At 64.2% G+C, this 24,527-nt stretch carries 21 protein-coding genes; 8 read left to right on the plus strand and 13 right to left on the minus strand.

All coding sequences use genetic code 11. The features are described from left to right. Nucleotides 1–5: 5 nt before the first annotated feature. From doeA to ehuR, 9 genes are all read right to left on the minus strand, one after another. The gene (doeA, locus tag MESAU_RS26315; RefSeq protein ID WP_015319073.1) at nucleotides 6–1,184 is read right to left on the minus strand and encodes an ectoine hydrolase DoeA; all 1,179 of its coding nucleotides are present in this window, start codon (nucleotides 1,182–1,184) and stop codon (nucleotides 6–8) included. Nucleotides 1,185–1,316: 132 nt separating this feature from the next. Further along, nucleotides 1,317–2,309: an ectoine utilization protein EutC gene (eutC, locus tag MESAU_RS26320; protein WP_015319074.1), complete on the minus strand. Its 993-nt coding sequence runs from the start codon at nucleotides 2,307–2,309 to the stop codon at nucleotides 1,317–1,319. Continuing rightward, nucleotides 2,306–3,298: a hydroxyectoine utilization dehydratase EutB gene (gene eutB / locus MESAU_RS26325; protein WP_015319075.1), complete on the minus strand. Its 993-nt coding sequence runs from the start codon at nucleotides 3,296–3,298 to the stop codon at nucleotides 2,306–2,308. The genes eutC and eutB overlap by 4 nt, the downstream gene beginning before the upstream one ends. A 5-nt stretch (nucleotides 3,299–3,303) precedes the next feature. Beyond that, a complete protein-coding gene (gene eutA / locus MESAU_RS26330) occupies nucleotides 3,304–4,083 on the minus strand; it encodes an ectoine utilization protein EutA (RefSeq protein ID WP_015319076.1) in 780 nt (259 codons plus the stop codon). A gap of 3 nt (nucleotides 4,084–4,086) precedes the next feature. After that, nucleotides 4,087–4,746: an ectoine/hydroxyectoine ABC transporter permease subunit EhuD gene (gene ehuD, locus MESAU_RS26335; protein ID WP_015319077.1), complete on the minus strand. Its 660-nt coding sequence runs from the start codon at nucleotides 4,744–4,746 to the stop codon at nucleotides 4,087–4,089. 34 nt (nucleotides 4,747–4,780) lie between these two features. Further along, on the minus strand, nucleotides 4,781–5,440 hold the full coding sequence (ehuC, locus tag MESAU_RS26340) for an ectoine/hydroxyectoine ABC transporter permease subunit EhuC (RefSeq protein ID WP_015319078.1): 660 nt from the start codon (nucleotides 5,438–5,440) through the stop codon (nucleotides 4,781–4,783). A 172-nt stretch (nucleotides 5,441–5,612) separates the two neighbouring features. Then, nucleotides 5,613–6,464, minus strand: a complete 852-nt coding sequence (ehuB, locus tag MESAU_RS26345; protein WP_015319079.1) for an ectoine/hydroxyectoine ABC transporter substrate-binding protein EhuB — start codon at nucleotides 6,462–6,464, stop codon at nucleotides 5,613–5,615. Between the two features lie 91 nt (nucleotides 6,465–6,555). Continuing rightward, nucleotides 6,556–7,347 (minus strand): ectoine/hydroxyectoine ABC transporter ATP-binding protein EhuA, encoded by a 792-nt coding sequence (gene ehuA / locus MESAU_RS26350; protein ID WP_015319080.1) that lies wholly within the window; start codon nucleotides 7,345–7,347, stop codon nucleotides 6,556–6,558. Nucleotides 7,348–7,525: 178 nt separating this feature from the next. Continuing rightward, nucleotides 7,526–8,911 carry a MocR-like ectoine utilization transcription factor EhuR gene (ehuR, locus tag MESAU_RS26355; RefSeq protein ID WP_015319081.1) on the minus strand — a complete coding sequence of 462 codons (1,386 nt, stop codon included), beginning with the start codon at nucleotides 8,909–8,911 and terminating at the stop codon, nucleotides 7,526–7,528. 83 nt (nucleotides 8,912–8,994) lie between these two features. On the opposite strand from ehuR, the gene MESAU_RS26360 reads away from it, so the two are divergent. From MESAU_RS26360 to MESAU_RS26380, 5 genes are all read left to right on the plus strand, one after another. After that, nucleotides 8,995–9,486: an Lrp/AsnC family transcriptional regulator gene (locus MESAU_RS26360; RefSeq protein WP_015319082.1), complete on the plus strand. Its 492-nt coding sequence runs from the start codon at nucleotides 8,995–8,997 to the stop codon at nucleotides 9,484–9,486. A 125-nt stretch (nucleotides 9,487–9,611) separates the two neighbouring features. Further along, a complete protein-coding gene (locus MESAU_RS26365; protein ID WP_015319083.1) occupies nucleotides 9,612–11,105 on the plus strand; it encodes an NAD-dependent succinate-semialdehyde dehydrogenase in 1,494 nt (497 codons plus the stop codon). Between the two features lie 33 nt (nucleotides 11,106–11,138). Next, a complete protein-coding gene (locus tag MESAU_RS26370) occupies nucleotides 11,139–12,518 on the plus strand; it encodes an aspartate aminotransferase family protein (RefSeq protein WP_015319084.1) in 1,380 nt (459 codons plus the stop codon). 9 nt (nucleotides 12,519–12,527) lie between these two features. After that, nucleotides 12,528–13,622 carry an alcohol dehydrogenase family protein gene (locus tag MESAU_RS26375; RefSeq protein ID WP_015319085.1) on the plus strand — a complete coding sequence of 365 codons (1,095 nt, stop codon included), beginning with the start codon at nucleotides 12,528–12,530 and terminating at the stop codon, nucleotides 13,620–13,622. Between the two features lie 148 nt (nucleotides 13,623–13,770). Continuing rightward, a complete protein-coding gene (locus tag MESAU_RS26380) occupies nucleotides 13,771–15,267 on the plus strand; it encodes an HAL/PAL/TAL family ammonia-lyase (protein ID WP_015319086.1) in 1,497 nt (498 codons plus the stop codon). A gap of 8 nt (nucleotides 15,268–15,275) precedes the next feature. Here MESAU_RS26380 and MESAU_RS26385 read toward each other — a convergent pair whose 3' ends face one another. Beyond that, on the minus strand, nucleotides 15,276–16,718 hold the full coding sequence (locus MESAU_RS26385) for an NAD(P)-dependent oxidoreductase (RefSeq protein ID WP_015319087.1): 1,443 nt from the start codon (nucleotides 16,716–16,718) through the stop codon (nucleotides 15,276–15,278). Between the two features lie 263 nt (nucleotides 16,719–16,981). Here MESAU_RS26385 and MESAU_RS26390 point away from each other — a divergent pair, with 263 nt between their 5' ends. Together MESAU_RS26390 and MESAU_RS26395 are read left to right on the plus strand one after the other, a co-directional pair. Further along, nucleotides 16,982–18,835, plus strand: coding sequence for an ABC transporter ATP-binding protein (locus MESAU_RS26390; protein WP_015319088.1), 1,854 nt, complete (start codon nucleotides 16,982–16,984; stop codon nucleotides 18,833–18,835). Further along, the gene (locus tag MESAU_RS26395; RefSeq protein WP_015319089.1) at nucleotides 18,835–20,724 is read left to right on the plus strand and encodes an ABC transporter ATP-binding protein; all 1,890 of its coding nucleotides are present in this window, start codon (nucleotides 18,835–18,837) and stop codon (nucleotides 20,722–20,724) included. Before MESAU_RS26390 ends, MESAU_RS26395 begins: the two co-directional genes overlap by 1 nt. 53 nt (nucleotides 20,725–20,777) lie before the next feature. Here MESAU_RS26395 and MESAU_RS26400 read toward each other — a convergent pair whose 3' ends face one another. Continuing rightward, the gene (locus tag MESAU_RS26400; RefSeq protein WP_015319090.1) at nucleotides 20,778–22,223 is read right to left on the minus strand and encodes a DHA2 family efflux MFS transporter permease subunit; all 1,446 of its coding nucleotides are present in this window, start codon (nucleotides 22,221–22,223) and stop codon (nucleotides 20,778–20,780) included. Nucleotides 22,224–22,503: 280 nt separating this feature from the next. Between MESAU_RS26400 and MESAU_RS26405 the strand changes: the two genes are divergently transcribed. After that, a complete protein-coding gene (locus MESAU_RS26405; RefSeq protein WP_015319091.1) occupies nucleotides 22,504–22,833 on the plus strand; it encodes a hypothetical protein in 330 nt (109 codons plus the stop codon). A 35-nt stretch (nucleotides 22,834–22,868) separates the two neighbouring features. Here the strand turns inward: MESAU_RS26405 and MESAU_RS26410 are convergent, their stop codons facing one another. Both MESAU_RS26410 and MESAU_RS26415 read right to left on the minus strand, forming a co-directional pair. Next, on the minus strand, nucleotides 22,869–23,651 hold the full coding sequence (locus tag MESAU_RS26410; protein WP_015319092.1) for an ABC transporter ATP-binding protein: 783 nt from the start codon (nucleotides 23,649–23,651) through the stop codon (nucleotides 22,869–22,871). A 10-nt stretch (nucleotides 23,652–23,661) separates the two neighbouring features. Beyond that, nucleotides 23,662–24,525: an ABC transporter permease gene (locus tag MESAU_RS26415; RefSeq protein WP_041163526.1), complete on the minus strand. Its 864-nt coding sequence runs from the start codon at nucleotides 24,523–24,525 to the stop codon at nucleotides 23,662–23,664. Nucleotides 24,526–24,527 lie beyond the last annotated feature (2 nt).

The raw sequence follows: 24,527 nt of genomic DNA on the forward strand, positions 1-24,527 counted from the left end.
CGGGCTCAATCCTTCACCACCAGCTTGCGCGGCACGTTGGCCAGGCACTCCACACCGGTTTCGGTGATCAGGATGGATTCAGTGATCTCCAGCCCCATCGTCTCCAGCCACAGGCCGGTCATGAAATGGAAGGTCATGCCGGGCTTGAGTTCGGTGCGATCTCCGGGGCGCAGGCTCATCGTGCGCTCGCCCCAGTCCGGTGGATAGGAAAGCCCGATCGAATAGCCGGTGCGGTTGTCCTTGACGATGCCGTATTTCTTCAACACGGCGAAGAAGGCATTGGCGATGTCCTCGCAGGCATTACCCGGCTTTGCGGCGGCAAGGCCAGCTTCCATGCCTTCCAGCGTTGCCTTCTCGGCATCGAGGAATTCCTGCGTCGGCTTGCCGAGGAAGACGGTGCGCGACAGCGGGCAATGGTACCTGTTGTAGCAGCCGGCGATCTCGAAGAAAGTGCCCTCGCCCGACTTCATCGGCTTATCGTCCCAGGTCAGGTGCGGCGCCGAGGCGTCGGCGCCCGAGGGCAGCAGCGGCACGATCGCGGGATAGTCACCGCCAATGCCGCCGACGCCGCGCGTGCCGGCATCGTAGATCTCGGCGACGAGATCGTTCTTACGCATGCCGACTTCGATCTTGTCGACGATGCGCTGGTGCATCGCCTCGACGATACGGGCGGCCTTGCGCATATAGTCGATCTCGGTTGGGCTCTTCACCGCGCGCTGCCAGTTGACCAGCGCGGTGGCATCGACGAAACGGGCGTTGGGCAGATGCTTCTGCAGCGAGGCGAAGGCGGCGGCGGAGAACCAGTAATTGTCCATCTCGACGCCGACGGTGAGCTTGCCCCAGCCGCGATCGGTCAGCACACTCGACAGGAAATCCATCGGGTGGCGCTCGGTCGACTGCACATAGTGGTCGGCATAGCCGACGATGTTGTCATGGGCGAGGTAGGCGGTGCGCTTGGCGCCGTTCGCGTCCTGGCCACGGCCGTACCAGACCGGCTCGCCCGATGGCGGCACGATGACCGCCTGGTGGACGTAGAAGGACCAGCCGTCGTAGCCGGTGAGCCAGGCCATGTTGGAGGGATCGCTGACGATCAAAAGATCGACGCCTTTCGCCTCCATGGCTTTCCGCGTCTTGGCGAGGCGTTCCGCATATTCGCTTCGCGAGAATTTCAGGTTTGGCAGCATTTTGTTGGTCCTCGTTTGTTGGGGCTGGAGCCCGTTTCAACTCGTTGAATCCGGCTCCAGGGAATTTTTTGATTGAGCATGATGCTGGGGAAACCGGTTGCCATTTTCCGGATCATGCTCCTGCGGCCGGCGTCAGCTTTCAAAGATCGTTCCGGCTTTCGCGGCCAGCGCACGGTCGCGGGCGAGCGTGGCGATCGCCGTATCCTGCACGCCCGTGCCGGTCAGATCGGCGATGGTGATGTCGCCAGCCGAGCGCCGGCCATGCCTCGCGCCGGCGATGATCTGGCCGAGCTCGGTCACCTCCGCGTCTCCAGCCATCAAGCCCGCCGCGATGGCATGGTGCAATTCGCCCAGGCGCCGCGTCTGTTTCGCGCTGTCGGCGACATAGAGATCGGCCATGCGCAGGATCGCCGGCGCTATCTCGTTCTTGTGCTCGGCGTCCGAACCCATGGCGGTGATGTGCTGGCCGGCCGAGACAAACCCTGCCTTGATCAGTGGTTCGGTCGACGGGGTGGTCGTGACGATGATGTCGGCACCGGCAACAGCGTTGGCTGCGTCAGTCTCGGCGCGCACGTCGATGCCGAGCCTTTCGCGTAAGGTGGCCGCGGTCACTTCGGCCTTGGCGGCATCGCGCGCCCAGATGCGGGCCTGCGTGATCGGCCGCACCAGCATCAGCGCTTGCAGTTGCAGCCCAGCCTGCACGCCGGCGCCGAAGATCGAGGCGACCGACGAGTCCGGCCGCGACAGATGCTTGGCCGCGACGGCTCCCGCAGCAGCGGTGCGGACATCGGTGAGATAGCCGTTGTCGAGCAGCAAAGCCTCGACCAACCCTGTCTTCGACGACAGCAGCACCATCATGCCGTTGACGCTGGGCAGGCCAAGTTTGGGATTGTCGAAGAAGCCGGGGCTGATCTTGATGGCGAAGCCATCGATACCAGGCACATAGGCGGTCTTGACGTCAACCTCGCCGCGATGCTGCGGGATATCGAGCCGCAGGATCGGCGGCATCGCCACCGGCAGCGTGGCGAGCGCACGAAAAGCGTTCTCGACACAGGCGACGGCGTCGAGATCGAGCGTCACGATTGCGCGCAGTTCAGCTTCGGTGAGGATGGTCATCCTGCTCATGCGGCGCGCTCCGAAATCGATGGCATTTCCCCGCAGACAATCTTCCTGTGCAGTTGCATGTCGATGTTGCGGCCGGAAAGCAGAACCACAACCGGCCCCTCCGCCTTGACCTTGCCGGCGAGCAGCGCCGCGATGCCTACCGCACCGGCTCCCTCGACGATCTCGCGTTCCTGTTCATAGGCGTGGCGAATGCCGGCAGCGATTTCATCCTCGCTGAGCAGGACGACATCGTCGAGCAGGTCGCGGCACATGGCGAAGGTCAGCCGGTTGTCGAGGCCGATGCCGCCGCCGAGCGAATCCGCCAGCGTCGGCAGTTCCTCGACCAGCACAGGGCGGCCCGCATCGAGGCTGGCCTTCATCGCGGCGCCCCGCGCCATCGACACGCCGACGACTCTTGTTCCGGGACGGACACTTTTGACGGCCGCCGCTACACCCGAGGCCAACCCACCTCCGGACAGTTGCACCAGCACCAGAGCTGCATCCGGGACCTGGTCCATCACCTCCAGCCCGAGCGTGCCTTGACCGGCTATGATGGCCGGATGGTCGAAGGGCGGCAGCATGACAAGCCCCTCCTCCGTCACCAGCCGCTCGACCTCGTGCTGGGCATCGTCCTGGCTGTTGCCGACGATACGGATTTCCGCGCCGAGGCGGCGAATTTCGTCCAGCTTATTCCTGGGTACCAGTCGAGACATGCAGATCACAGCACGCATGCCCTCGAGCTTTGCCGCATGCGCAAGCGCACGGCCATGATTGCCGGTCGATGCCGCGACGACGCCGCGCGCCTTCTCCCTTGCGCTGAGCGAAGCGACGGCGTTGGAAGCGCCCCGCAATTTGAAGCTGCCGGTGGTCTGGCGGTGCTCGAGCTTGAGTTGAACCGGGACGCCCAGCCTTTCGGAGAGACTTGCCGAAAGCACGATCGACGTGCGCTCGATCTTGCCGGCAATTCGCTCGCCCGCGGCACGGATATCGCCAAGGGTGACGGTCGCCATGGTCGTCAACCGCGCGGCAAGGGCAGCGTCATCAGACGGCCGAATTCGGGATGGGCTGTCTCATCACCGCAAAGGCGCAGACAATTCCAGGCGGTCGCCTGGTTGCTGGTCACCACCGGGCGGCCGATCGCCTCTTCCATGCCGGTGACCGCCAGCGCGCCGCGCAGTGCCGTGCACGACACGAACAGCGCATCGGCTTGCGGATGCGTCGCCTGGCGCGCGAGATCGATGAGGGCTGCCGGGGCAATGCGCGCCATCTCGCGGTCGTCCTCGAAGCCGAGACAGGTGAAGCTTAGGACTTCGAAGCCACGTTCGGCGAAATAGGTCGCCATCGGTCTGGAGGTTTCCACGGTATAGGGCGTGAGGATGCTGATCCGGCGCACGCCGAAGGCGTTCAGCCCGCGCACGCCAGCCATCGGAGGAGTGACAACGGGTATACCTGACTTGGCGGCCTGGATCGCCGTCTCGATCTCGGCATCGCCAATCACCACCGAGGCCGACGTGCAGGAGTAGCAGATGGCGTCGAGCGGCTCGTCGGGCAGGATCAAGGCAGCGCCCGCCGTCAGCGCCGGCTGCATCTTGCGCAGGTTCTCAGGCGTCGTCGGGTTGGCGTAGGGAATGCGCGCGACATAGACGCCGATCCGTTCGCTCGCCACCATGCGGCGAAAATCCGGCTCGGTCGTGTGGTCGGTGGCCAGGATGATCAGCCCGACACGGCGTTCCAGCGGACGCTCATCGAGCGCTGGCCGGTCGGGCACAAGCTTGATCTCGGACAAGAGCTTCATCTTTTATCTTTCGATCTTGCCGTAGCGGCGTTCCAGCCAGCGCAGCAGCACGACCGAAATCAGGCTGATGGCGAGGAAGAAGGCGCCGACCAGCGTGATCGGCTCAAGGTAGCGATAATAGGTGTTGGCGACGCTTTTCGCCTGGTTCATCAGCTCCAGCACTGTGATCGCCGAGAGCAGCGGCGTCTCCTTGAACATGGCGATGAAATAGTTGGCCAGCGCCGGGATCATCGGCGGAATAGCCTGCGGGATGATGATGTGGGACCAGGTCTGCCGCGCGCTGAGATTGCACGCCTTGGCGGCTTCCCACTGACCACGCGGCACATTGTCGATGCCGGCGCGGTAGACCTCCGCCGTGTAGGTGCCGTAGTGCAGGCCAAGTCCGATGACGCCGGCGACCAGCGGCGGCAAGAGAATGCCGATGTCGGGCAAGACGTAGAAGATGAAATAGAGCTGCACCAGGAGCGGTGTGCCGCGGATGAATTCGGCCACCCAACCGACGGTGCGCGACAGCGCCTTGTTGGGCGAGCGGCGCGCCAGCGCGATGCCCAGACCGACGATCGCGGCCAGCACCGAGCCGAGCAGCGTCGCCAGGATGGTGATCTTCACCCCCTGGATCAGCGTCGGCAGGATCTGCCGGACAAAGTCCCAGTCCCAATCCATCAGCGGACCCAATTCATCAGGAATGCTCTGGCCATCAGACGCGCACTCCGTCGAGGCCGCGCGCCATGCGGCGTTCCAGCGAGCGCACACCCCACGAGATGAGCAGCGCCAGGATGAAATAGATGATGAGGATGGTGGTGAACGGCACCATGGTGTTGCCGGTCTGGGCGCGCACCACCTGTGCCTGGAACGTCAGGTCGGCGAGCGAGATCAGCGAGACCACCGATGTCGCCTTGAGCAGTTCGATGGCGTTGTTGCCGAAGGTCGGCAGCATCACCAGAAACGCCTGCGGCAGGATGACGTGTCGCATGCCTTGCCAACGGCCGAGATTGAGCGCGACGCAGGCCTCATGCTGTTCGCGGCCGATCGACTGCACGGCGCCGCGCACCACCTCGGCTGCATAGGCGCCCACATTCAAGCCCAGCGCCAACACACCGGCCTGCAGCGGGGTCAGTTCGAAACCCACCAGCGGCAACACGAAATAGGCGAAGAACAGCTGCACGAAGATCGAGGTGCCGCGGAAGAACTCGATATAGGCCGTGGCCAGGGCCCGCAGCACGAAGAAGCGCGACAGGCGCCCCATGCCGGCGAGAAAGGCCATGATCAGGGCGAGCACCGACCCCATCAGCGTCAGCTCGATGGTGACAAGCGCTCCCTGCAATATCAGGCCGAAATAGCCGGACCACTGGGTCATAGAGTTGAAGTTTCCAACGTTGGTTTCAGCTTCCTTCTCCCCGTTTATGGGGAGAAGATGCCGGCAGGCAGATGAGGGGCAGCGCTAGCTTGTCCAAATATGGCGCCGCCCCTCATCCGTCACTTCGTGACACCTTCTCCCCGTGAACGGGGAGAAGGCAAGAAAGACGCCCTTATTTCGCCGCGCAGAGCTTGTCGCGCGTGGTCGACATAGCCGCCGCCGCCGAGAAACCGTAGGGCTCGATGATCTTTGCGAACTCACCCGACTTCTTCATCTTGGCGAGTTCGACATCGAAGGCGTCGCGCAACGCCTCGTCACCCTTCTTGAAGGCGGCGCCGTCGCAATAGACCGGCGCGCCCTGCACCGGGGCGATGACTTCGAGGTTCGGATCGGCGGCCTTCTTCATCAGGTCGTTGATCGAAAGGACAGGCAGCGAATAGGCGTCGATGCGGCCGTCCTGCACCATCTTCAGGCCACTCTGGCCGTCCGGCACGACGATGACGCGTTCGCGTGGCACGCCGGCGTTGAGCGCAAGCTTCTCCTCGGTGCCGCCGCCCGGCGCGCCGATGGTGGCTGACGTGTCCTTGGCGACATCCTCGTAGCTCTTGAAGCCTTTCGGATTGCCCTTCTTCACCAGCATCGCTTCGGCGTCGCACAGAACCGGCTCGGAATAGGCAACCGCGGCGCAACGCTCCGGCTTCATGAACAGGCCGGCGGTGACGACGTCGAAGCGGCCGGCCTGCAGGCCGGGAATCATGGCGCCATATTCCGAGATCGAGGCGGCGACATCGGCAACGCCCAGCCGCTTGAATATCTCGCGCGCGACGTCGGGCGCGGCACCCGAAACCTTGCCGTCGGCGGCGACAGCCGTATAGGGCGGCTCATTGGCGATGGCCAAGCGAGCGAAGCCTTGCGACTTCAGCTGTTCAAGCTTGCTGTCGTCGGCCGAACCCGTGATCGAGGCGGCCAGAACCGCCGAAAGCGCGAGACCGGCGACGCCGGCCAGAGTTCCAAGTTTCTTCATTGTTCCCAACTCCTTGTTCTTGTCTTGGTTTGCGTGATCTTAGGACGGCTCAACCGCCCATGGGGACGGCATCGCCGCCTTTGGCATGCGGTCAGACACGATGTCCGGCCGCGATGATCTTCTTCAGGAACCCTTGCGTGCGCTCCTGCTTGGGATTGCGGAAAATCTCGTCGGGCTTGCCTTCCTCGACTATCCTGCCGCGATCGAAGAACAGCACCCGGTCGGCGAAGTCGTGGGCGAAACCCATCTCGTGGGTGACCAGCAGCATGGTCATGTCGGTCTCGGCGCAGAGCCGCCACAAGACACTGAGCACCTCCTCGACCAGTTCCGGGTCGAGCGCCGACGTCACCTCATCGAACAGCATGATCTTCGGCTGCAAAGCAAGCGCACGGGCGATCGCCACGCGCTGCTTCTGACCGCCTGACAACTGCGCCGGCATCGCCTTCGCCTTGTCGGCCATGCCGACCATCTCGAGCAGTTCCATCGCCCGCTTCTGCGCCGCGGCGCGCGGCGTGCCCTTGGTCAGCATCGGCGCTAGGGTCACATTATCGATGACGCTCTTGTGCGGAAACAGGTTGAACAGCTGGAAGACCATGCCGGTTTTCTGGCGCATTCGCGCCAGGTGGCGCTCGTCAGCCGGCAGCAGCTGACCGTTGCGCTCCATGTGGTAGAGTTGCTCGCCGTCGATCTGGATGTGACCGCCGTCGATGCGCTCCAGCGTCATCAGGATGCGCAAGATCGTCGTCTTGCCCGAGCCGGAGGGGCCGATCAGCGCCAGCTTCTCACGCGGCATGACCTGCATCGACAGGCCGTCCAGAACCTTGAAGCTGCCAAAGCTCTTCGAGATGCTGTCGATCTTGATGATGGGCGCGGTTGCGGACAAATGAATTTCCCCGTGCTGGAGAAGCCTGGTGCCCTAACGATGCGGAACGCGCCAAATCATGTCAATTGGGAAAATAATATCATGACAATTATTCTGATTGCGCACATTTTCCGGTCAATCCCAGCCGGCTTTTTGGACATGCCTTTGTCAGAACGCCTTGGTGTATTGGGCGGCATGCTCAGATTGCAAGCAGCAGATGCTCCGGATCGCCAAGCAAGAGCTTGGTGACAACGCCGAGACCCGCGCGCAGTTCCCCCTCGGTGGTCGAACCCAGCGAAATGCGCACCGCCGGATGCCAGGGCGTATCCGAAATACGGAAGGAGGTGCCCGGCGCAATGGCCACGCCTTGCAGCCGAGCCTGGGCGACAAAGCTTTCCTCGGAACGGTCGGCCGGCAGTTGCAGCCAGATATGCAACCCGTCGCGACGGGCACGGTAGTCGACGCCGGCCAGCACCTCGCCCGCGATGTCCTGTCGCCGCCGCAACGCCGCGCGCTGCCAGCGCACCAGCTCCATCGCGGTGCCGTCGGTCACCCATTTGGTGGCGATCTCGGCCACCAGCGGTGTCGCCATCCAGTTCGAGACTAGATGCCGGTTGGCGACAGCGGCAACGTAGCGATCGGGCGCGGCGAGATAGCCGATGCGCAGGCCGGGCACGGTGATCTTGGTGAAGGAGGTGACGTAGAGCGTCCGTTCCGGCGCGAAAGCGGCGACCGGCGGCGGTCGATCCTCGACCAAGGGACCCAGCACGTCGTTCTCGATGATGGCGATGTCGTGCTTGCGCGCCACCGCCGCGATCTGCTCGCGACGCTCCGCATCCATGAGCGTTGCCGTGGGATTGATTACCGAAGGCTGCACGAAGACGGCGCGGATGTCGGACAGCCGGCAGGCTTCGTCCAGCGCTTCCGGAATCAGGCCATTGCCGTCGATCGGCAGGCCTTGAAGATTGAAGCCGAGATAGCGCGCCAGCGGCACCAGCGTATGATGACCGATCGCCTCGGTGGCAACGGTGGAGCCGGGCGGCGCCACGCTCATCAGCGCCACCGTCATGCCGGCCGTGGCGCCATTGGTGAGGCTGATATTCTGCGCGGAGGCGTCCAGCCCGCACAACTTCAGCCATTCGACCGCTACGGCACGGTGGCGCGGGAACACCATGTTTGGCCGGAACGACAGTGCCGAACTGGAAGGCAGGTTTTCGGCGAGCCAGCCCAGCGCCTGCTTCATCCGCTCCAGGTGCATCGGCTCGCAGACCGGCTTCAGGATCGACAGGTCGATGACTTCACCCAGGCGCTCCGGCAGATAAGGCGGCTCCGGTTCGCGGCGCTGCGTCTGCACAAAGCTGCCGCGGCCGATCTCGCCCGAAATCAGGCCGCGCCGGATCAGTTCCTCATAGGCACGGCTGACCGTCTGCACTGAAAGCTTGAGGTCGTCGGCCAGGCGGCGATGGGTCGGCAACCGCGTGCCGTTGGCGAGGCGGCCGTCGTGGATGGCGCGCGCGAACTGGTCGGCCAACGATTGATAGGCCGGCCGCCGGATGAGCGCGGGATCAGGGTGCCACAATGTCATGACTTATTAGAGATCGAAATCAGTGCAATTGACAATCGAAATAATGCGCCGTCATGGTACGATCGACGAGAAAGTGAGCGCTGATGACTGCTGCGAAACTCGACGCGATCGACCTCAAAATCCTCGACGCCATCCAGCGTGATGGACGCATCACCAAGCTGGCGTTGGCCGAGCAGGTCGGGCTGTCGCCGACGCCGTGCTGGATGCGGCTGCGCAAGCTGGAAAAGGCCGGCATCGTCTCGGGTTATCATGCCCGGATCGCCATGCGCGTTGTGGCGCCAGTCGCCACCGTGCTGATGGAGGTGACGCTGGCCAGCCACCGCCAGGCCGATTTCGACCGCTTCGAGCGCGTCATCCGCGACATCCCCGAGATCGTCGCCTGCTGGTCGGTAGGCGGCGGCGTCGACTATGTGCTGAAGGTGATGGCGCGCGACATCGACGCCTATCAGCGGCTGGTCGACGGCTTGCTCGATCGCGAGATCGGCATCGACCGTTACTTCACCTACATCGTCATCAAGACGGTGAAGGATGACATCGCGCTGCCGATAGCGGACCTGCTGCCGGCGTCGACCTAGACCGGATCGACTGCCCCCTCGCCGCAATAGAGAGACTCTCTCTACGGCCAGGCGTCCAAACAGCCTCTCTGTCTGCCGGTGATGGGTAGTCTCCCCGCATCAAACCGAACCGGGAGGCTTCGACCATGTCCGCGCATTTCGCCCGCTCGCATCGCCACGAAGCGCTCGACCGGCTCGCCGACCGCCGGCTGCTGCGCGAACTCGCCTATATCGACGGCCACTGGACGGCAAGCGGGGCGGCCGAGAGTTTCGAGGTCACCGATCCCGCGACCGGCACCACCGTGGCCTTCGTCGCAGCGCTCGATGCCGGCCAGACGACAAAAGCCATCGACGCCGCCGCGCGCGCCTTTCCGGCCTGGCGGGCGCTGCTGCCGCAGGAGCGCTCCAAAATTCTGCGAAAATGGTTCGAGCTGATCATCGCAGCGAAAGACGACCTCGCTCTGCTGATGACGCTTGAGCAAGGCAAACCGCTCAAGGAGTCGCTTGGCGAAATCGACTACGCCGCCTCTTTCGCCGAGTGGTATGCCGAGGAAGCAAAGCGCCTCAACGCCGAGAGCGTCACCAGCCATCTGCCGAACGCGGAAATGATGGTGCGGCGCGAACCGCTCGGTGTCGTCGGCGTGGTCACGCCGTGGAATTTTCCTTCGGCGATGCTGACCCGCAAGGCAGCCGCCGCACTTGCCGCCGGCTGCACCATCGTTGCGCACCCGTCTTCCGAGACGCCACTTTCGGCGCTGGCGCTGGCCGAACTCGGCGAACGCGCCGGACTGCCGGCCGGCGTTTTCAACATCGTCACCGGCAAGGCCGCGACGATCGTTGGGCGCATGTGCGAAGATGCGCGCGTGCGCGCCATGAGTTTTACCGGCTCGACCGAGATCGGCCGGCTGATCGCCGCCCAAAGCGCGCCGACGATGAAGCGGCTGGTGATGGAGCTTGGTGGTCACGCGCCGCTGATCGTCTTTGCCGATGCCGATCTCGACAAAGCGGTGACCATTGCCATCGACGCCAAATTCGCCACATCAGGCCAGGACTGCCTTGCGGCCAACCGCATCTATGTCCAGCGTCCGCTCTATGACCGCTTCTGCGCTGCTTTCGCCAAGCGCGTCGAGGCGCTGCGGGCCGGCAATGGCTTGGCCGATGACGTCGACATCGGGCCGCTGATGCATGAGCGCGCCGTCAAGAAGGTCGAGGAACAGGTCGCCGACGCCGTGGTCCTCGGCGCGCATTGCCTCGCCGGCGGCAAGCGCCATCAGGCCGGACCGCTCTTCTACCAGCCGACGCTGCTGGCCGATGTCGCCGACGACGCGCTGATCATGCGCGAAGAGACCTTTGGTCCGGTCGCCGCCGTCACGCCTTTCGACAGCGAGGACGAAGTCATCGCACGCGCCAATGCGACCGAATATGGCCTGGTCGCCTATGTGGTGACCGAGAACGGCGCGCGCCAGCAGCGCATGGGCCGCGCGCTCGACTACGGCATGGTCGCCATCAACCGTGTGAAGATCACCGGCGCGCCGATCCCGTTCGGTGGCGTCAAGCAGTCCGGCATCGGCCGCGAAGGTTCGCGCCACGGGCTAGAAGCTTTCACCGACCTCAAATACCTTTGCCTGGATGTGGCGTAGGCTCGCACCCGGATCTCTTTCAAGGAGTTAAAAATGCTCGACCAATCCAACGAACTCGCCGCATGGGATCGCGACCATTTCTTCCATCCCTCAACGCATATGGGCACCCACGCACGCGGTGAATCGCCGACGCGGATCATGGCCGGCGGTGAAGGCGTCACCGTCTGGGACAACAATGGCAGGAAGAGCATCGATGCCTTCGCCGGCCTCTATTGCGTCAATGTCGGCTATGGCCGCCAGAAGATATCAGATGCCATCGCGACCCAGGCGAAGAACCTGGCCTATTACCACGCCTATGTCGGGCACGGCACCGAGGCGTCGATCACGCTCGCCAAGATGATCATCGACCGCGCGCCGAAGGGCATGTCGAGGGTCTATTTCGGCCTCTCCGGTTCGGATGCCAACGAAACCAACATCAAGCTGATCTGGTACTACAACAATGTGCTGGGGCGGCCGGAGAAGAAGAAGATCATCTCGCGCTGGCGCGGCTATCACGGCTCGGGTGTCATGACGGGCTCGCTGACCGGGCTGGACCTCTTCCACAACGCCTTCGACCTGCCGCGCGCACCAATCCTGCATACCGAGGCGCCGTACTATTTCCGCCGCGTCGACCGCTCGATGAGCGAGGAGCAGTTCTCGCAGCATTGCGCCGACAAGCTCGAGGAGATGATCCTCGCCGAAGGGCCCGAAACCGTCGCCGCCTTCATCGGCGAGCCGATCCTCGGCACCGGCGGCATCGTGCCGCCGCCCGCCGGCTATTGGGAAAAGATCCAGGCGGTGCTGAAGAAGTATGACGTGCTCCTGGTCGCCGACGAGGTGGTGACGGGCTTCGGCCGGCTGGGCACCATGTTCGGCTCTGACCATTACGGCATGAAGCCCGACCTTATCACCATCGCCAAGGGCCTGACCTCGGCCTATGCGCCGCTGTCGGGCGTCATCGTGGCCGACAAGATGTGGCAGGTGCTGGTGCAAGGCTCCGACAAGCTCGGCTCGCTCGGCCATGGCTGGACTTATTCGGCGCATCCGATCTGCGTTGCCGCCGGCGTCGCCAATCTTGAACTGATCGATGAGATGGACCTGGTGCGGAATGCTGGCGAGACCGGCGTCTATTTCCGTGCCGAACTGGCCAAGGCCGTCGGGGGTCACAAACATGTCGGCGAGGTGCGTGGCGACGGCATGCTGGCGGCGGTGGAATTCGTCAAAGACCGCGACGACCGTGTCTTCTTCGATGCTTCGCTCAAGATCGGGCCGCAAATTGCCACGGCCCTTGCCGCGAGCGGCGTCATCGGCCGCGCCATGCCGCAGGGCGACATTCTTGGCTTCGCGCCGCCGTTGTGCCTGACCCGCGAGGAAGCCGACATCGTGGTGGCCAAGACCGCCGATGCCGTGAACAGCGTATTTGCAAATCTCTGAGACCGACTCATGAATGCCATAACCAAAACCCTCCCCGCCACCATGGCCGCCGTGCTGCTCACCGGGCACGGCGGACCGGAAAAGCTCGTCTACCGAACCGATGTGAAAGTGCCCGCGCCTGCGTCAGGTGAAGTGCTGGTGAAAGTCACCGCTTGCGGCATGAACAATACCGATGTCTGGGTGCGCCAGGGCGCCTATGGCACGGAAGAGGACGCGGCCGCCGTTTCGACTTGGCGCCGCCAGGGCAACACGCTGACCTTCCCGCGCATCCAGGGCACCGACACTGTCGGCACCATCGTTGCCGTCGGCGAAGGCGTTTCGTCGGATCGAATCGGCGAACGGGTGATGGTCGATTTCTCCATCTACAACCGCGACGACGATTCCCTGGCCGACATCGACTATATGGGCCATGGCCGCGACGGCGGCTATGCCGAGTATCAGACCGTGCCGGCCGAGAACGCGCATGTTGTCGACACTATTTTGAGCGACGTCGAACTCGCCACCTTCTGCTGCGCCTATCTCACCGGCGAACAGATGCTGGAACGGGCTAACCTCAAGGCAGGCGAGCGCGTGCTGGTCACCGGCGCGTCGGGCGGCGTCGGCTCCGGCATCGTGCAACTGGCGCGGGCGCGTGGAGCCATTCCCTTTGCTGTCGTGGGCAAGGGCAAGGAAAAGGCGGTGCTCGACATCGGCGCCGAGGCGGTCGTCACCCGTGGCGTCGCGGACCTGCCGCAAGCCGTGAGCGAGGCGACCGGCGGCCAGCCGATCGATGTGGTCGCCGATCTCGTTGGCGGCGCGATCTTCAACGACCTGCTGCGCATCCTGAGGCCCGAGGGCCGCTACACCACGGCCGGCGCGATCGCAGGTCCGGTCGTCCAGCTCGATCTCAGGACCATGTATCTGAAACAGTTGCAGCTGCACGGATCGAGCCAGGGCACGCGCGCCGATTTCCGCCGCATCGTTCGCTACATCGAACAGGGCAAGATCCGGCCGCTTGTCGGCGGCGTCTACAAACTCTCCGATTTCCACCGCGCACAAGCCGATTTCGTCGCCAAGGATTTCGTCGGCAAGCTGGTGGTGGTGCCCGACGCCGTCGCGAAGTGACCTGCCGAAACCTGCATTTCGCCTGAAGCTCCCCTCGCCTGCTGCTGCCACGATCGGAATGGCTTGCAGACCAGCCGGTAAGCCGCCACAAACGGTGACGCCCGCCGCGCCGTCGGCCCGGGCATACGGTCACGGATACAGGCGAGACATGACAGCCCGAATGATACTGCTCGACGCCAAGCCGCTTGGCATCGAGGATGTCGCCGAGATCGCGCGGCGCAATGCGCGGCTGATGTTGGGCGAGGAGGCGATGCGCCGCATCCGGGCGAGCCGCGCGCTCATCGAGCAGCTGACGCAACTCGGCAAGCCGATGTACGGCGTCACCACCGGCCTCGGCGCCTGCGTCGACACGCCGCTCGCGCAGGCCGATCTGATCGCCTTCCAACACAGCGTGCCGCTCAGCCACAGCATGGGCATCGGCCCGGCCCTTCCCACCGAGGCGGTCCGCGCGCTGATGGCCGCGCGCATTTCGGGAATGGCCGCCGGCGGCACCGGCACTTCCGAACGCGTGGTGATGGGCCTTGTGGCGGCACTCAACGCCGGCGTCCATCCGGTGATCCCGACCTGGGGATCGATCGGAGCGGCGGACCTTGCCCATCTCGGCCACATGGCGCGAGCGCTGCGCGGCGACGGCGAGACGGAGTTCCAGGGCAGGATCATGCCGTCGGCCGAGGCGCTCGCGCTCGCCGGGCTCGAACGGCTCGACCTGCGCGAGAAGGACGGCCATGCCATCATCGTCGCCAACAGCCTGTCGACCGGCGCGGCTTGCCTCTGCCTGGAGGATGTCGCCCACCTCATCGACTGGTCGCTGGCCGCGGTGGCACTCAACCACGAAGCGTTCCGCTCGTCACTCACCGCCATCGATGAAGCTGCGCTGTCGGCGCGACCGGCGTTCGGCCAGCGGGAGATCGGGGCGCGGCTGCGGGCGGAACTCGCTGGAAGCGGGCTCTGGAGGGAGAACGTCGCGCGGCGGCTCCAGGATCCGCTCAGCTATCGTTGCGTGCCGCAGGTGTGGGGCGGCCTGTTGCATGCGTTCGAACAGGCGAAGCTGGCAACGGAGATCGAACTGGCCCATTCCGGCGACAACCCGGTGATCCTACCCGAGGACGGATGCGTCGTCTCGAACGGCAATTTCGACCTCACCGCGATGACGCTGGCCTGGGAGCAGCTCGGCCAGGCGCTTGCGCATTGCGCCGTGGGCACCGCCAATCGCTGCATGAAGCTGATGTCGCCGACGGTGGCGGAACTGCCGCGCTTCCTGTCGGCCAGGGGCGGCAGCCGCCAAGGCTACGCCGAATTGCAGAAACCGCTTGCCGCGCTGGAGGCCGAGATCCGGCATCTGGCCAACCCGATGTCGCTCAGCCCGCTTGCCGTATCGGACGGGATCGAGGACCAGTCGTCGATGGCACCACGGGTGGTGGCCAAGACAGCCGAGATTGTCGAACGCCTGCGCTATCTCGTTGCGATGGAGCTGATCTTCGCGGCGACGGGCGTGGAGTTGCGCGGCGTCGTCGACAGTATGGGCGAAGGACCACGGCGCACCTACGCCGCCGTGCGTGCGCTCGTCAGCCCGCTCGACGACGACCGCGAGATGAGCGCGGACATGACGCGGGTCGCCCGGATGGTGGCTGGTCCCCGAGACTGAGTTCCGGCTTATCGCTGGAAAGGTCCCCTGAGATTGAGGTTCTCGGCCAGAAGGCAGAAGCGGTCGATCAACCGGACAAGGTCCTCGCCCTGCTCGGCGACAACGGCGCCTCGCTCGGCAGGCGAGTTATCGGAGAGAGCCTTCCACAACCGGCCTTGCCGATCGCAGAGATCCGCCAGCTCGGAACATTCGCTAGCGGTCAGTTTCAAGAGCTGGCCGGAGGTCACCAATCCAATGCCTGGAGGCGTGGTTGCTCCAAGGGAAAGATAGGCCGGCGGCACGCTGCCTTTTGCGTTCGTCACCGACTTTCGGCAGATGACATCGAAGATCTGGTCGACGGCCTGCTTGGCGCCGGCGACGCGCGAGGGATGATCCGTATCGGCTGCCGCATGCGGCAGAAGCTCGAGTTTTCCGCTGTGCTTCTCGACGAGGCCCAGATAGGGCAGCATCGGTCCGGAAAGGCGACCGGTCGCGGCATCCTTGAACAGGTCGGCATCGATCGCGGCATGACGCACCCTGCCCGAGGACAAGGCTTCGCCGAGGGCCGCAACGTCGACAAGCTCGCCGCGATCGTAGTTGACCAGCACCGCGCCTTTGTTCAGGCGCGACAGGACATCCGCGCCGATGAGCCCGGCATTGGCGTAGCGGCCGGTCTGCGCATCCTGCTTGCCCAGGCCGACATGAACACTCAAGACATCGGCACCATCAGCCGCATCGAGGAGATCCGCCGCATAGACAAAGCCTTCGGCCTCTATCCAGTCCCGATGCCGGGGCCGTGCGTGGATCACCACGCGCATGCCGAAGGCCTGGGCAAGTTTGGCCACCTCCCTGCCGATATTGCCGTAGCCGACGATCGCGATCGTCTTGCCTTCGAGCTTTTCGGTCGGGAAATCGCGCAGCTCCCTGCCGGTGTCGAAGGCGCCGCGCGCCACCCGGTTGTGAAGCAAGTCCACCGGGAGATCCGGCAGCACTTTCAGGATCGCCTTCATCACCATCTGCGCCGTGGCGCGGCTGTTGATGCCGGGCGTATTCATCAGCACGGCCGTACCGCCTTCGCCGCTGCCGCCGCCCCAGGAGTGCGAACCCATATTGCCGGTGCCGGCGCCGATGCGGACGCCGGCGAGCGGAAAGACGGTTTCGGCGGGCAGGAAGGTCGCGGCGGCAATGACGGCATCATAGCGTCCATCGCCGGCGACTTCGATCAGCTCTTCGCGGGTGCTGAGGTCCGGCTGATAGAAGAAATGCACGCGGCCAGATTCGAGAGCGGCCTTGTCGCCAAGCGCAGCCGCATGAAAGCGGCCGCCCTTGGCTTCGATATGCGCACGCACCTCCGACGGGTCGGGCTTTCCGTCGGCGTCGAAGCGCAGGCCGATCAGATCGCAGACCAGCACGGTGTAGGCGCGTTGCGGATCGACCGGTTCAACGGCGCGGGTGTCGGCATTTGCGATCACGTCGATTTCCCTCGTGCAAGAGCGGAGTCCTGCTGGTCCAGCAGGCTTTGAATAATCAGAACCTATCCGCCGGGAACGGCGCGAGATCGATCACCGGCGGCAGACCAGCGGCGAGTTGCGACACGATCTTGCCGGTTTCAGGTACAGTGCGATGCCGCCATTGGCCCCTTGAACGGGCAGGTCGGACGCGCGTAAAATCGCGCTATCTGATTGAGTCTGCTACATTCGTTCGGGCTAATGCTCGGATCGGTCTGGGTATTTCCTTGCACACGGATGCGACCAGCGCGGCCAAGCGCGGCAAATCATTTGCCCATGTGGCGGAGGCCTCCTGGGGCAAGGGCCTCAGCACCTTGCTGCGCATCGTGCGCATGACGCTGCGCCATCCCTGGCAGGTTGCAATCACCCTCATCTCGACATTTATCGCGGCGACGCTGCAGCTTTTCATTCCGCGTCTCCTGGGGCGCGCCATAGACCAGGCGCAAGGGGTGATGGCGGCGGGGGCCGGCACCGCGGCCGAGCAGGCGCTGTGGAATACGGCGCTGACGCTGTTGGTCGTCAGCATCCTGCGAGGCCTCTTCACCATGGCGCAGAATTACTATGGCGAGGCCGTCGGCCACCGGACAGGCTATGAGCTGCGGCTCGCCTTCTACGAGAAGATCCAGCGGCTGAGCTTTTCCTTCCACGACAAGGTCCATACCGGCGATCTCATCACCCTCGGGCTGCTCGACCTCGACGGCGTGCGCATGTTCTTTTCGACCGGTATCCTACGCGTGGTGCTGCTTGGCGTGCTGATCGGTGTCGGCGCCTATCTGTTGATCAGCACCGATCTCGTGCTCGGGTTGTTGAGCCTCAGCTTCGTGCCATTTGTTGCCTGGCGCTCGTCAGTGACGCAGCTCCGACTGCGCAGCACCTGGCTGACGCTGCAGGAGCGACTGTCGGTGCTGAGCCGGGTGATGGACGAGAATCTCGGCGGCATCCGTGTCGTGCGCGCCTTCGCGGCTCAACGGCATGAGCTGGCAAAATTCGACCGTGCCAAACGGGACGCACTGGACCTCGCCAATGAGCGTGTCGACATCCGCGTCTCGAACACCAGCGCCATGAATTTTTCCTTCCTTGCCGCCATGGGCCTGGTGCTGTGGTTCGGCGGCCAGAAGGTGATCGCGGGTCAGATCAGCGTCGGCACGCTGGCCCAGTTCCTCACCTTCATGACCATATTGCAGATGCCGGTGCGCCAGCTCGGCCTGATGGTCAACTCCTTCGCGCGCGCCTCGACCTGCGGCACGCGGCTGTTCGAACTGCTCGACGCTGAGCTCGACATCGAGGACGCGCCCGACGCCAGGGAGCTCGTCATCGCCGAGGGCGTGCTGCGCTTCGACAATGTCGGTTTTCGCTATCAGGGCGCGGGCGAGCGTCCGACGCTTTCCGGCGTTTCCTTCGAAGCAAGGCCCGGCGAGACCGTCGGCATCGTCGGGCCGCCAGGCAGCGGCAAGTCGACCATCGCGCACCTGATCCCGCGCTTCTACGACGTGACCTCGGGCGCGATCACCATCGACGGACAGGACATCCGCAAGGTCACGCTGCAATCGCTGCGCAAGGCGGTCGGCGTCGTGCAGCAGGATGCGTTCCTGTTCACGACCTCGATCGAAAACAACATCGCCTACGGCAATCCCTGGGCGCGCGAGACCCGCATCGGCCAGGCCGCCGAATATGCCCAGCTGCACAATTACATCATCGGGCTTCCGGCCGGCTACACCACGGTCGTGGGGGAACGCGGCGCCTCGCTTTCCGGCGGCCAGCGGCAGCGCCTGACCATCGCGCGCAGCCTGATGTTAAGACCATCGGTGCTGGTCTTCGACGATTCCACGGCCGCGGTCGACGCCGGCACCGAGCAGCGGATCCGGGCGGCGATGAAGCGCTTCGCCAGGGATCGCGTGACGCTCATCATTTCGCATCGGCTGAGTTCGCTGATGCATGCCGACCAGATCCTGTTCGTCGAGCGCGGCCGGATCGTGGAGCGCGGCACGCATGAGGAATTGCTGGCGCTCGGCGGACGCTACCGCGCGCTTTACGACCTGCAGTTGCGGCCGGACGACGATCGGCTCGAGGGAGCCGCCTGATGTCGACGCAGGACGACGAGAAGGAAGATACAAGCCGACGCCCGACCAAGGCCGTCGTCGGCTCGCACCGCGATGAGGAAGAGGTCTTCGGCAAGGCCTACGATCCACGAATCGTCAGGCGCATCTGGAGCTTCGTCAGACCATATCGGGGCCGGATCTTCATCTCGGTCGCGGCGGTGCTGGTGTTCACGCTGACACAGTTGGCGATCCCGCTGGTCATCCGCTACGCCATCGATCACGGCATGGCGCCAGGCAGGCTCGACCGTTCGGTGATGATCACCGCGATCGCCGCTTTTGCCGTGATCATCCTCATCAACTACGCCGCCAGCCATGTCCAGGAGAGCGTCGTCGGCAAGGTGGCGGAGAACGTGCTGTCCGACCTGCGCCGCGCCATGTTCAGCCACCTGCAGCGTGTCTCTCTGGGCTTCATGGACAAGACCGAGGTCGGCCGGCTGATGTCGCGCCTGCAGGGCGACGTCAATTCGATGCAGGAATTCCTCGAGACGTCCGTGATGTCGGTTGGCGACATCGTGCTTCTGTTCGGCATCGTCACCGTCCTGCTGTGGTTGGACTTCCGGCTCGGGCTGCTGACGCTGTCGACCATGCCGGCGCTGTTCATCGTGCGCCTGTTCTGGCTGCCGCGCGCCAAGGTCGCCTTCATGGCCGCGCACGAGACCAACTCCATCGCCAACGGGGCGCTGGCCGAAGGCATCCATGGCGTGCGTACGGTGCAGAGCCTGGAACGCCAGCACGTCAATTTCGATCTCTATGACGAGAAGGTGCTGGCCAATCTCAACGCCCATCTGCGGTCGGCGAGATATGCGCAGGTGATGGTGCCGATCGTCGACACACTGACGGGCATCGCCATGGCGACCGTGATCGTCGTCGGCGGGTCGATGGTGCTGTCGCACAGTCTCGATATCGGCGTGATGGTGGCGTTCCTGTTCTACATCCAGCGCTTCTTCGACCCGATCCGCTCGCTCACCATGCAATACAGCGTCATGCAGCGCGCCATGGCGTCAGGCCAGCGCATTTCCGAAGTGCTCGACGTGCCCGTGGATGTCAGCGACAAGGAAAATGCGGTGGCGCTGTCGCGCGACATGGACGGTTCGGTCGAGTTCCGGAATGTCACCTTCGGCTACCGGCCTAACCAGCCGGTGCTGAAGAACATCTCCTTCCGCGTCTGTCCGGGCGAGACGGTCGCGCTTGTTGGGCCGACCGGATCAGGCAAGTCGAGTTCGATGGCGCTGGTGCACCGCTTCTACGATGTCTGGTCGGGTGAGGTCCTGGTCGGCGGCCATGACGTGCGCGACCTGACGCAAGATTCGCTCGGCGATCAGGTAGCCATGGTGCTGCAGGAGCCGTTCCTGTTCTCCGGCACGGTGCTGGAGAACATCCGCTATCACAAGACCGGCGCCAGCCGCGAAGAGGTGGTCCGCGCCGCACAAGCCGTCGGCGCGCACGACTTCATCGAGCAACTGCCTGACGGCTACGACACCGAACTCGAGCAGCGCGGCGGCAATCTCTCGCTCGGTCAGCGCCAGTTGATCAGCTTCGCGCGGGCGCTGGTGGCCGACGCCAAGATCCTGGTGCTCGACGAAGCCACCGCCAGCATCGATTCCTACACCGAGATGCTGATCCAAAAGGCATTGGTCAAGCTGCTCGAAGGGCGCACCGGGTTGGTCATCGCGCACCGGCTGGCGACCATAAGGGGCGCCGACCGCATCATCGTACTGCAGAATGGCGAGATCGTCGAAAGCGGCAACCATGAACAGTTGATGAAGAGAAAAGGTCTTTACGCCCGCCTCTACAACATGAACTACGCTTCCTTCGACGACATTTCCGAGGAAGACATGGGAATGGACGCTTCGGTCGGCAAAGCGACGTGAGCCGGTGCCGGCAGGGTGCGAGCCGACGGATTGCCTGATGCCTCCGACACGACCTATTTGCGAGATCCCTTGATGTGGCCGCTAACTTGAACGCCGTCTTCGGCGCGCAGGTACAGGAAGCCCGGAATCGAGAGCAGCGGGATGATCGCGGTCAGCAGGAACACCTGATGAAAGCGTTCCGGCGTCAGGACATGGCTTTCGCCCGCAATCAGGCCCAGCAGCATGGCGGCGATCGAGACGCCAAGCGACACGCTGAGCTGCTGCAGCACACCGCCAAGGCTAGTGGCGCGGCTGAGTTTGTCGGCCGGAAGATCGGCGTAGGACAGGGTGTTGGATGTCATGAACTGCGCCGAGCGGACGATGCCGAACAGAAAGACATAGAAACCGATCAGCCAATGCGGCGTATCGGGACCCATCAGGGCGAAGCCCGCCACGGTGGCGGAGCCGACGAGCGCGCTGCCGACCAGCACCACACCGAAGCCAAAGCGCCGCAGCAGCGGCGACAGCAGCGGCCGCATGAGCAGCGCCCCAAAGCTGCCGACGAATGTCAGCGAGCCTGATGTGACCGGGCTCATGCCGAAGCCGACCTGCAGCATCAGCGGCACCAGGAAAGGCACGCCGTTGAGACCGACGCGGCACAGGCCGCCCGCCAGCGTGCCGACCCAGAACGAGCGGAACCGAAACAGCGTCAGGTCGACAGCCGGCGCCACGACGCGGCGTGCATAGCGCCCGAAGGCAAGCAGCAGCAACGCGGCCGCGGCCAACACCAGCACCGTCGCGGACCCGGGAATGACCGGCCGGCCGATATTCTCCAGCCCGAACTGCAGTAGTGCCACGCCAAACCCCACCATCAGGAAGCCCGGGACATCGAAACGCTGCACCGCCTCGCCATGGAAGTCGTCGACGAAGCGCAGCGCGGCAACGATACCAAGGCAGCCGAACGGCACGTTGACATAGAATATCCAGCGCCACGACGCGTAGGTGGTCAGCAGGCCGCCGAGCAGCGGCCCGATGACCGGCCCCATGATGGCCGGCAGGGTCATATAGGTCATGGCGGTGATCAGGCCGCTGCGCGGAAAGCTGCGCAGCAGGATCAGCCGGCCGACCGGCGTCATCATGGCGCCGCCCAGCCCCTGCAGGGCACGCATCGCCAGCAGCATGCCGAAACTGTCGGCCATGCCGCACAGCGCCGAGCCAAGGGTGAAGGTGAAAAGCGCCAGCGCGAACACCCTGCGCGCGCCGAACCTGTCGGCAAACCAACCGCTGACCGGGATGAACACGGCGAGCGTCAAGATGTAGGTGGTGATCGCAAGGTTCAGACGGACCGGCGTCGTGTCGAGACTTTGCGCTATTGCCGGGATCGCGGTGGTGATGATGGTGGAATCGAGCTGCTCCATCAAAAACGCGATGGCGACGATGATCGGAATGATCAGCCGCAGCCTCGGGTCGCGCTCGGTGGCAAATTGAGGCTGTTCCAATGCTCTGGTCAATTCCGTCATGCAGATGGCTTCTATCGGCCAAAGTGGCTTGTCCCGGTTCAAAGGCAAGATTGCCTTGCCGGCCAGCCGGGCCTGATCGCAGGCCCTCTTGTGATCCGGCAAATCGGTGAGCGGTAGTCATTTCCGCTTCGCTGGAAGTCAACAAATCTTGACCGGCACCGCGAGTGCCGCGGACAAACACTGCCCATTTCAGCGGGCGCCGTCCCGATTTCGTGAAGGAACGTGTGCAGCGAGGCGGGCGTTCTTTCCCATATGTCTCGAATGGCAAGGAGACATGCTGATGAGAAAGCGAAGCGTATTCCTCGGCTCCCTCGTGGTGCTGTTGGCCGCGAGCGCCGTCCCGTTTGCCGCTGTGGCCGATGCCGCCGTCACCAGGCACCATTATGTCCGCGTCAACGCCGCCCATAATGACCACGCGCACGCCGCGAACCGCAGACGCGGCCACCGTGACGGTTGGGTCGGCAGGGGCTGGACCGGCGAGAATTCGGCCGACAATAACGACTGGATGGACAGCTACTACAATGGCTACGGCAGTTACCGGGGCCGTGCCGACGACTTCTGTGGAACCATCCAGTGGACGCTCGGCCTGTGCGGTCCCCACGGCCCCTAACGCCTGACCGCCGGAGCCGACGAAGGTTGCTGGCATCACGCCATTTCGGGACGTCTCGACGCCTCGCGGATGGCCTTGTGCACGCCGCGCTGCAAGTCCATGAAGGCCGGGGTCTCCATGACCTCTTCCCGGCGCGGGCGCTCGATGTCGACGTTGAAGGTCTGCATGATGCGTCCCGGGCCGATCCCCATGACGACGATGCGGTCCGATAGATAAACGGCCTCCTCCACGTCATGCGTGACGAACAGCACCGTGAGCCGGTGCTCCTCCCAGATCTGGGTCAGCAGTTCCTGCATCTGGTGTCGGGTCAAGGCATCGAGCGCGCCGAAGGGTTCGTCCATCAGCAGCATTTTGGGGCGATAGGAGAGAGCGCGCGCGATGGCGACGCGCTGCTTCATGCCGCCCGACAGTTCGGACGGGAAGCGATCGGCGCTTTGCGTGAGCTTGACGAGGTCGAGATGCTCGAGCGCGATCTCGCGGCAGGCGGCGCGATCATAGCCGGCGGCCTTGAGAGCAAACTCGATGTTCTGCCGCGCCGTCAGCCAGGGGAGCAGCGTATAGGACTGGAAGACAACACCACGGTCGAGGCCCGGCTGCAGGATCGGCGCGCCATCGATGCTGAGATCGCCGGCGTCGAAATCCTGCAGTCCCGCGACGATCGACAGCAGCGTGCTCTTGCCGCAGCCCGACGTGCCGACGAGGGAGACGAACTCGTTGTCGGCGAGGTCGAGATTGATGTCCCGCAGCACTTGCGTGCGCCGCTCACCGGTGCCGAAGCTCTTGTCGAGACCCGCGATGCGCAATTTGGGAACAGTCACCGGCGGTTCCTCATTGCTGGTGGCCTTCCTGCCGAAACAGCACCTTCTCCAGGGCCTTCATGACCTGATCGGTGATGAGGCCAAGCACGCCCAAGAGCAGGATGTAGCCGATGATGGTGTTTGTCTGGAAATAGCGCTGCGACACGGTGATGCGATAGCCGAGGCCGGATGTCGCAGCGACGAGTTCGGCCAGCACCAGCCAGGTCCATGCCCAGCCAAGGCTGATGCGCAGCGTGTCCCAGATGCCCGGCAAGGCGCTGGGAACGACGATGCGCGTCAGGATCTTGCGGTCCGGCAGGCCGAGCGTGCGCCCAAGGCCGATGAAGTCGGCGGGAACCCGTTTCACATTGTCCATGATCATCAGCACCTGCTGGAAGAAAGTGCCGATGAAGATGATCAGGAATTTCTGGGTATCGCCGGTGCCTGCCCACAGGATGGAGAGCGGCACGAAGGCAACAACCGGCATGTAACGGATGAAATCGACCAGCGGCTCGATGGCCGCCTCCCAGGAACGGAAACTGCCGATCAGCACGCCGATCGGTATGGACAGTGCCGAGGCGAGGAGGAAGCCGATGGAAATGCGGTACATCGAAGCCCTGAGGTCGAGCCACAAGGTGCCGTCGGCGGCGAGCTTGGCGATCTGGGTCGCAACGCTGCCCGGCGACGGCAGGAAGATGGGTTTCACCCATCCCAGCCCGGTCGCTGCCCACCAGGCAAGGCCAAGGCCAACAAAGACGGCCACCGCTATCGCGAGGAAACGCGACCGGGCGATGGGCACGCCGATCCCGGAGGATCGGCGTCGCCTTGCCTGTGTTGCGGCGGGCGCTCGTGCCGGGCGGGCCAAGCCGGTTTTCGCGGGAGGCTCCCCGGACATCC

This window comes from Mesorhizobium australicum WSM2073, assembly GCF_000230995.2.
Lineage (GTDB): Bacteria > Pseudomonadota > Alphaproteobacteria > Rhizobiales > Rhizobiaceae > Mesorhizobium > Mesorhizobium australicum.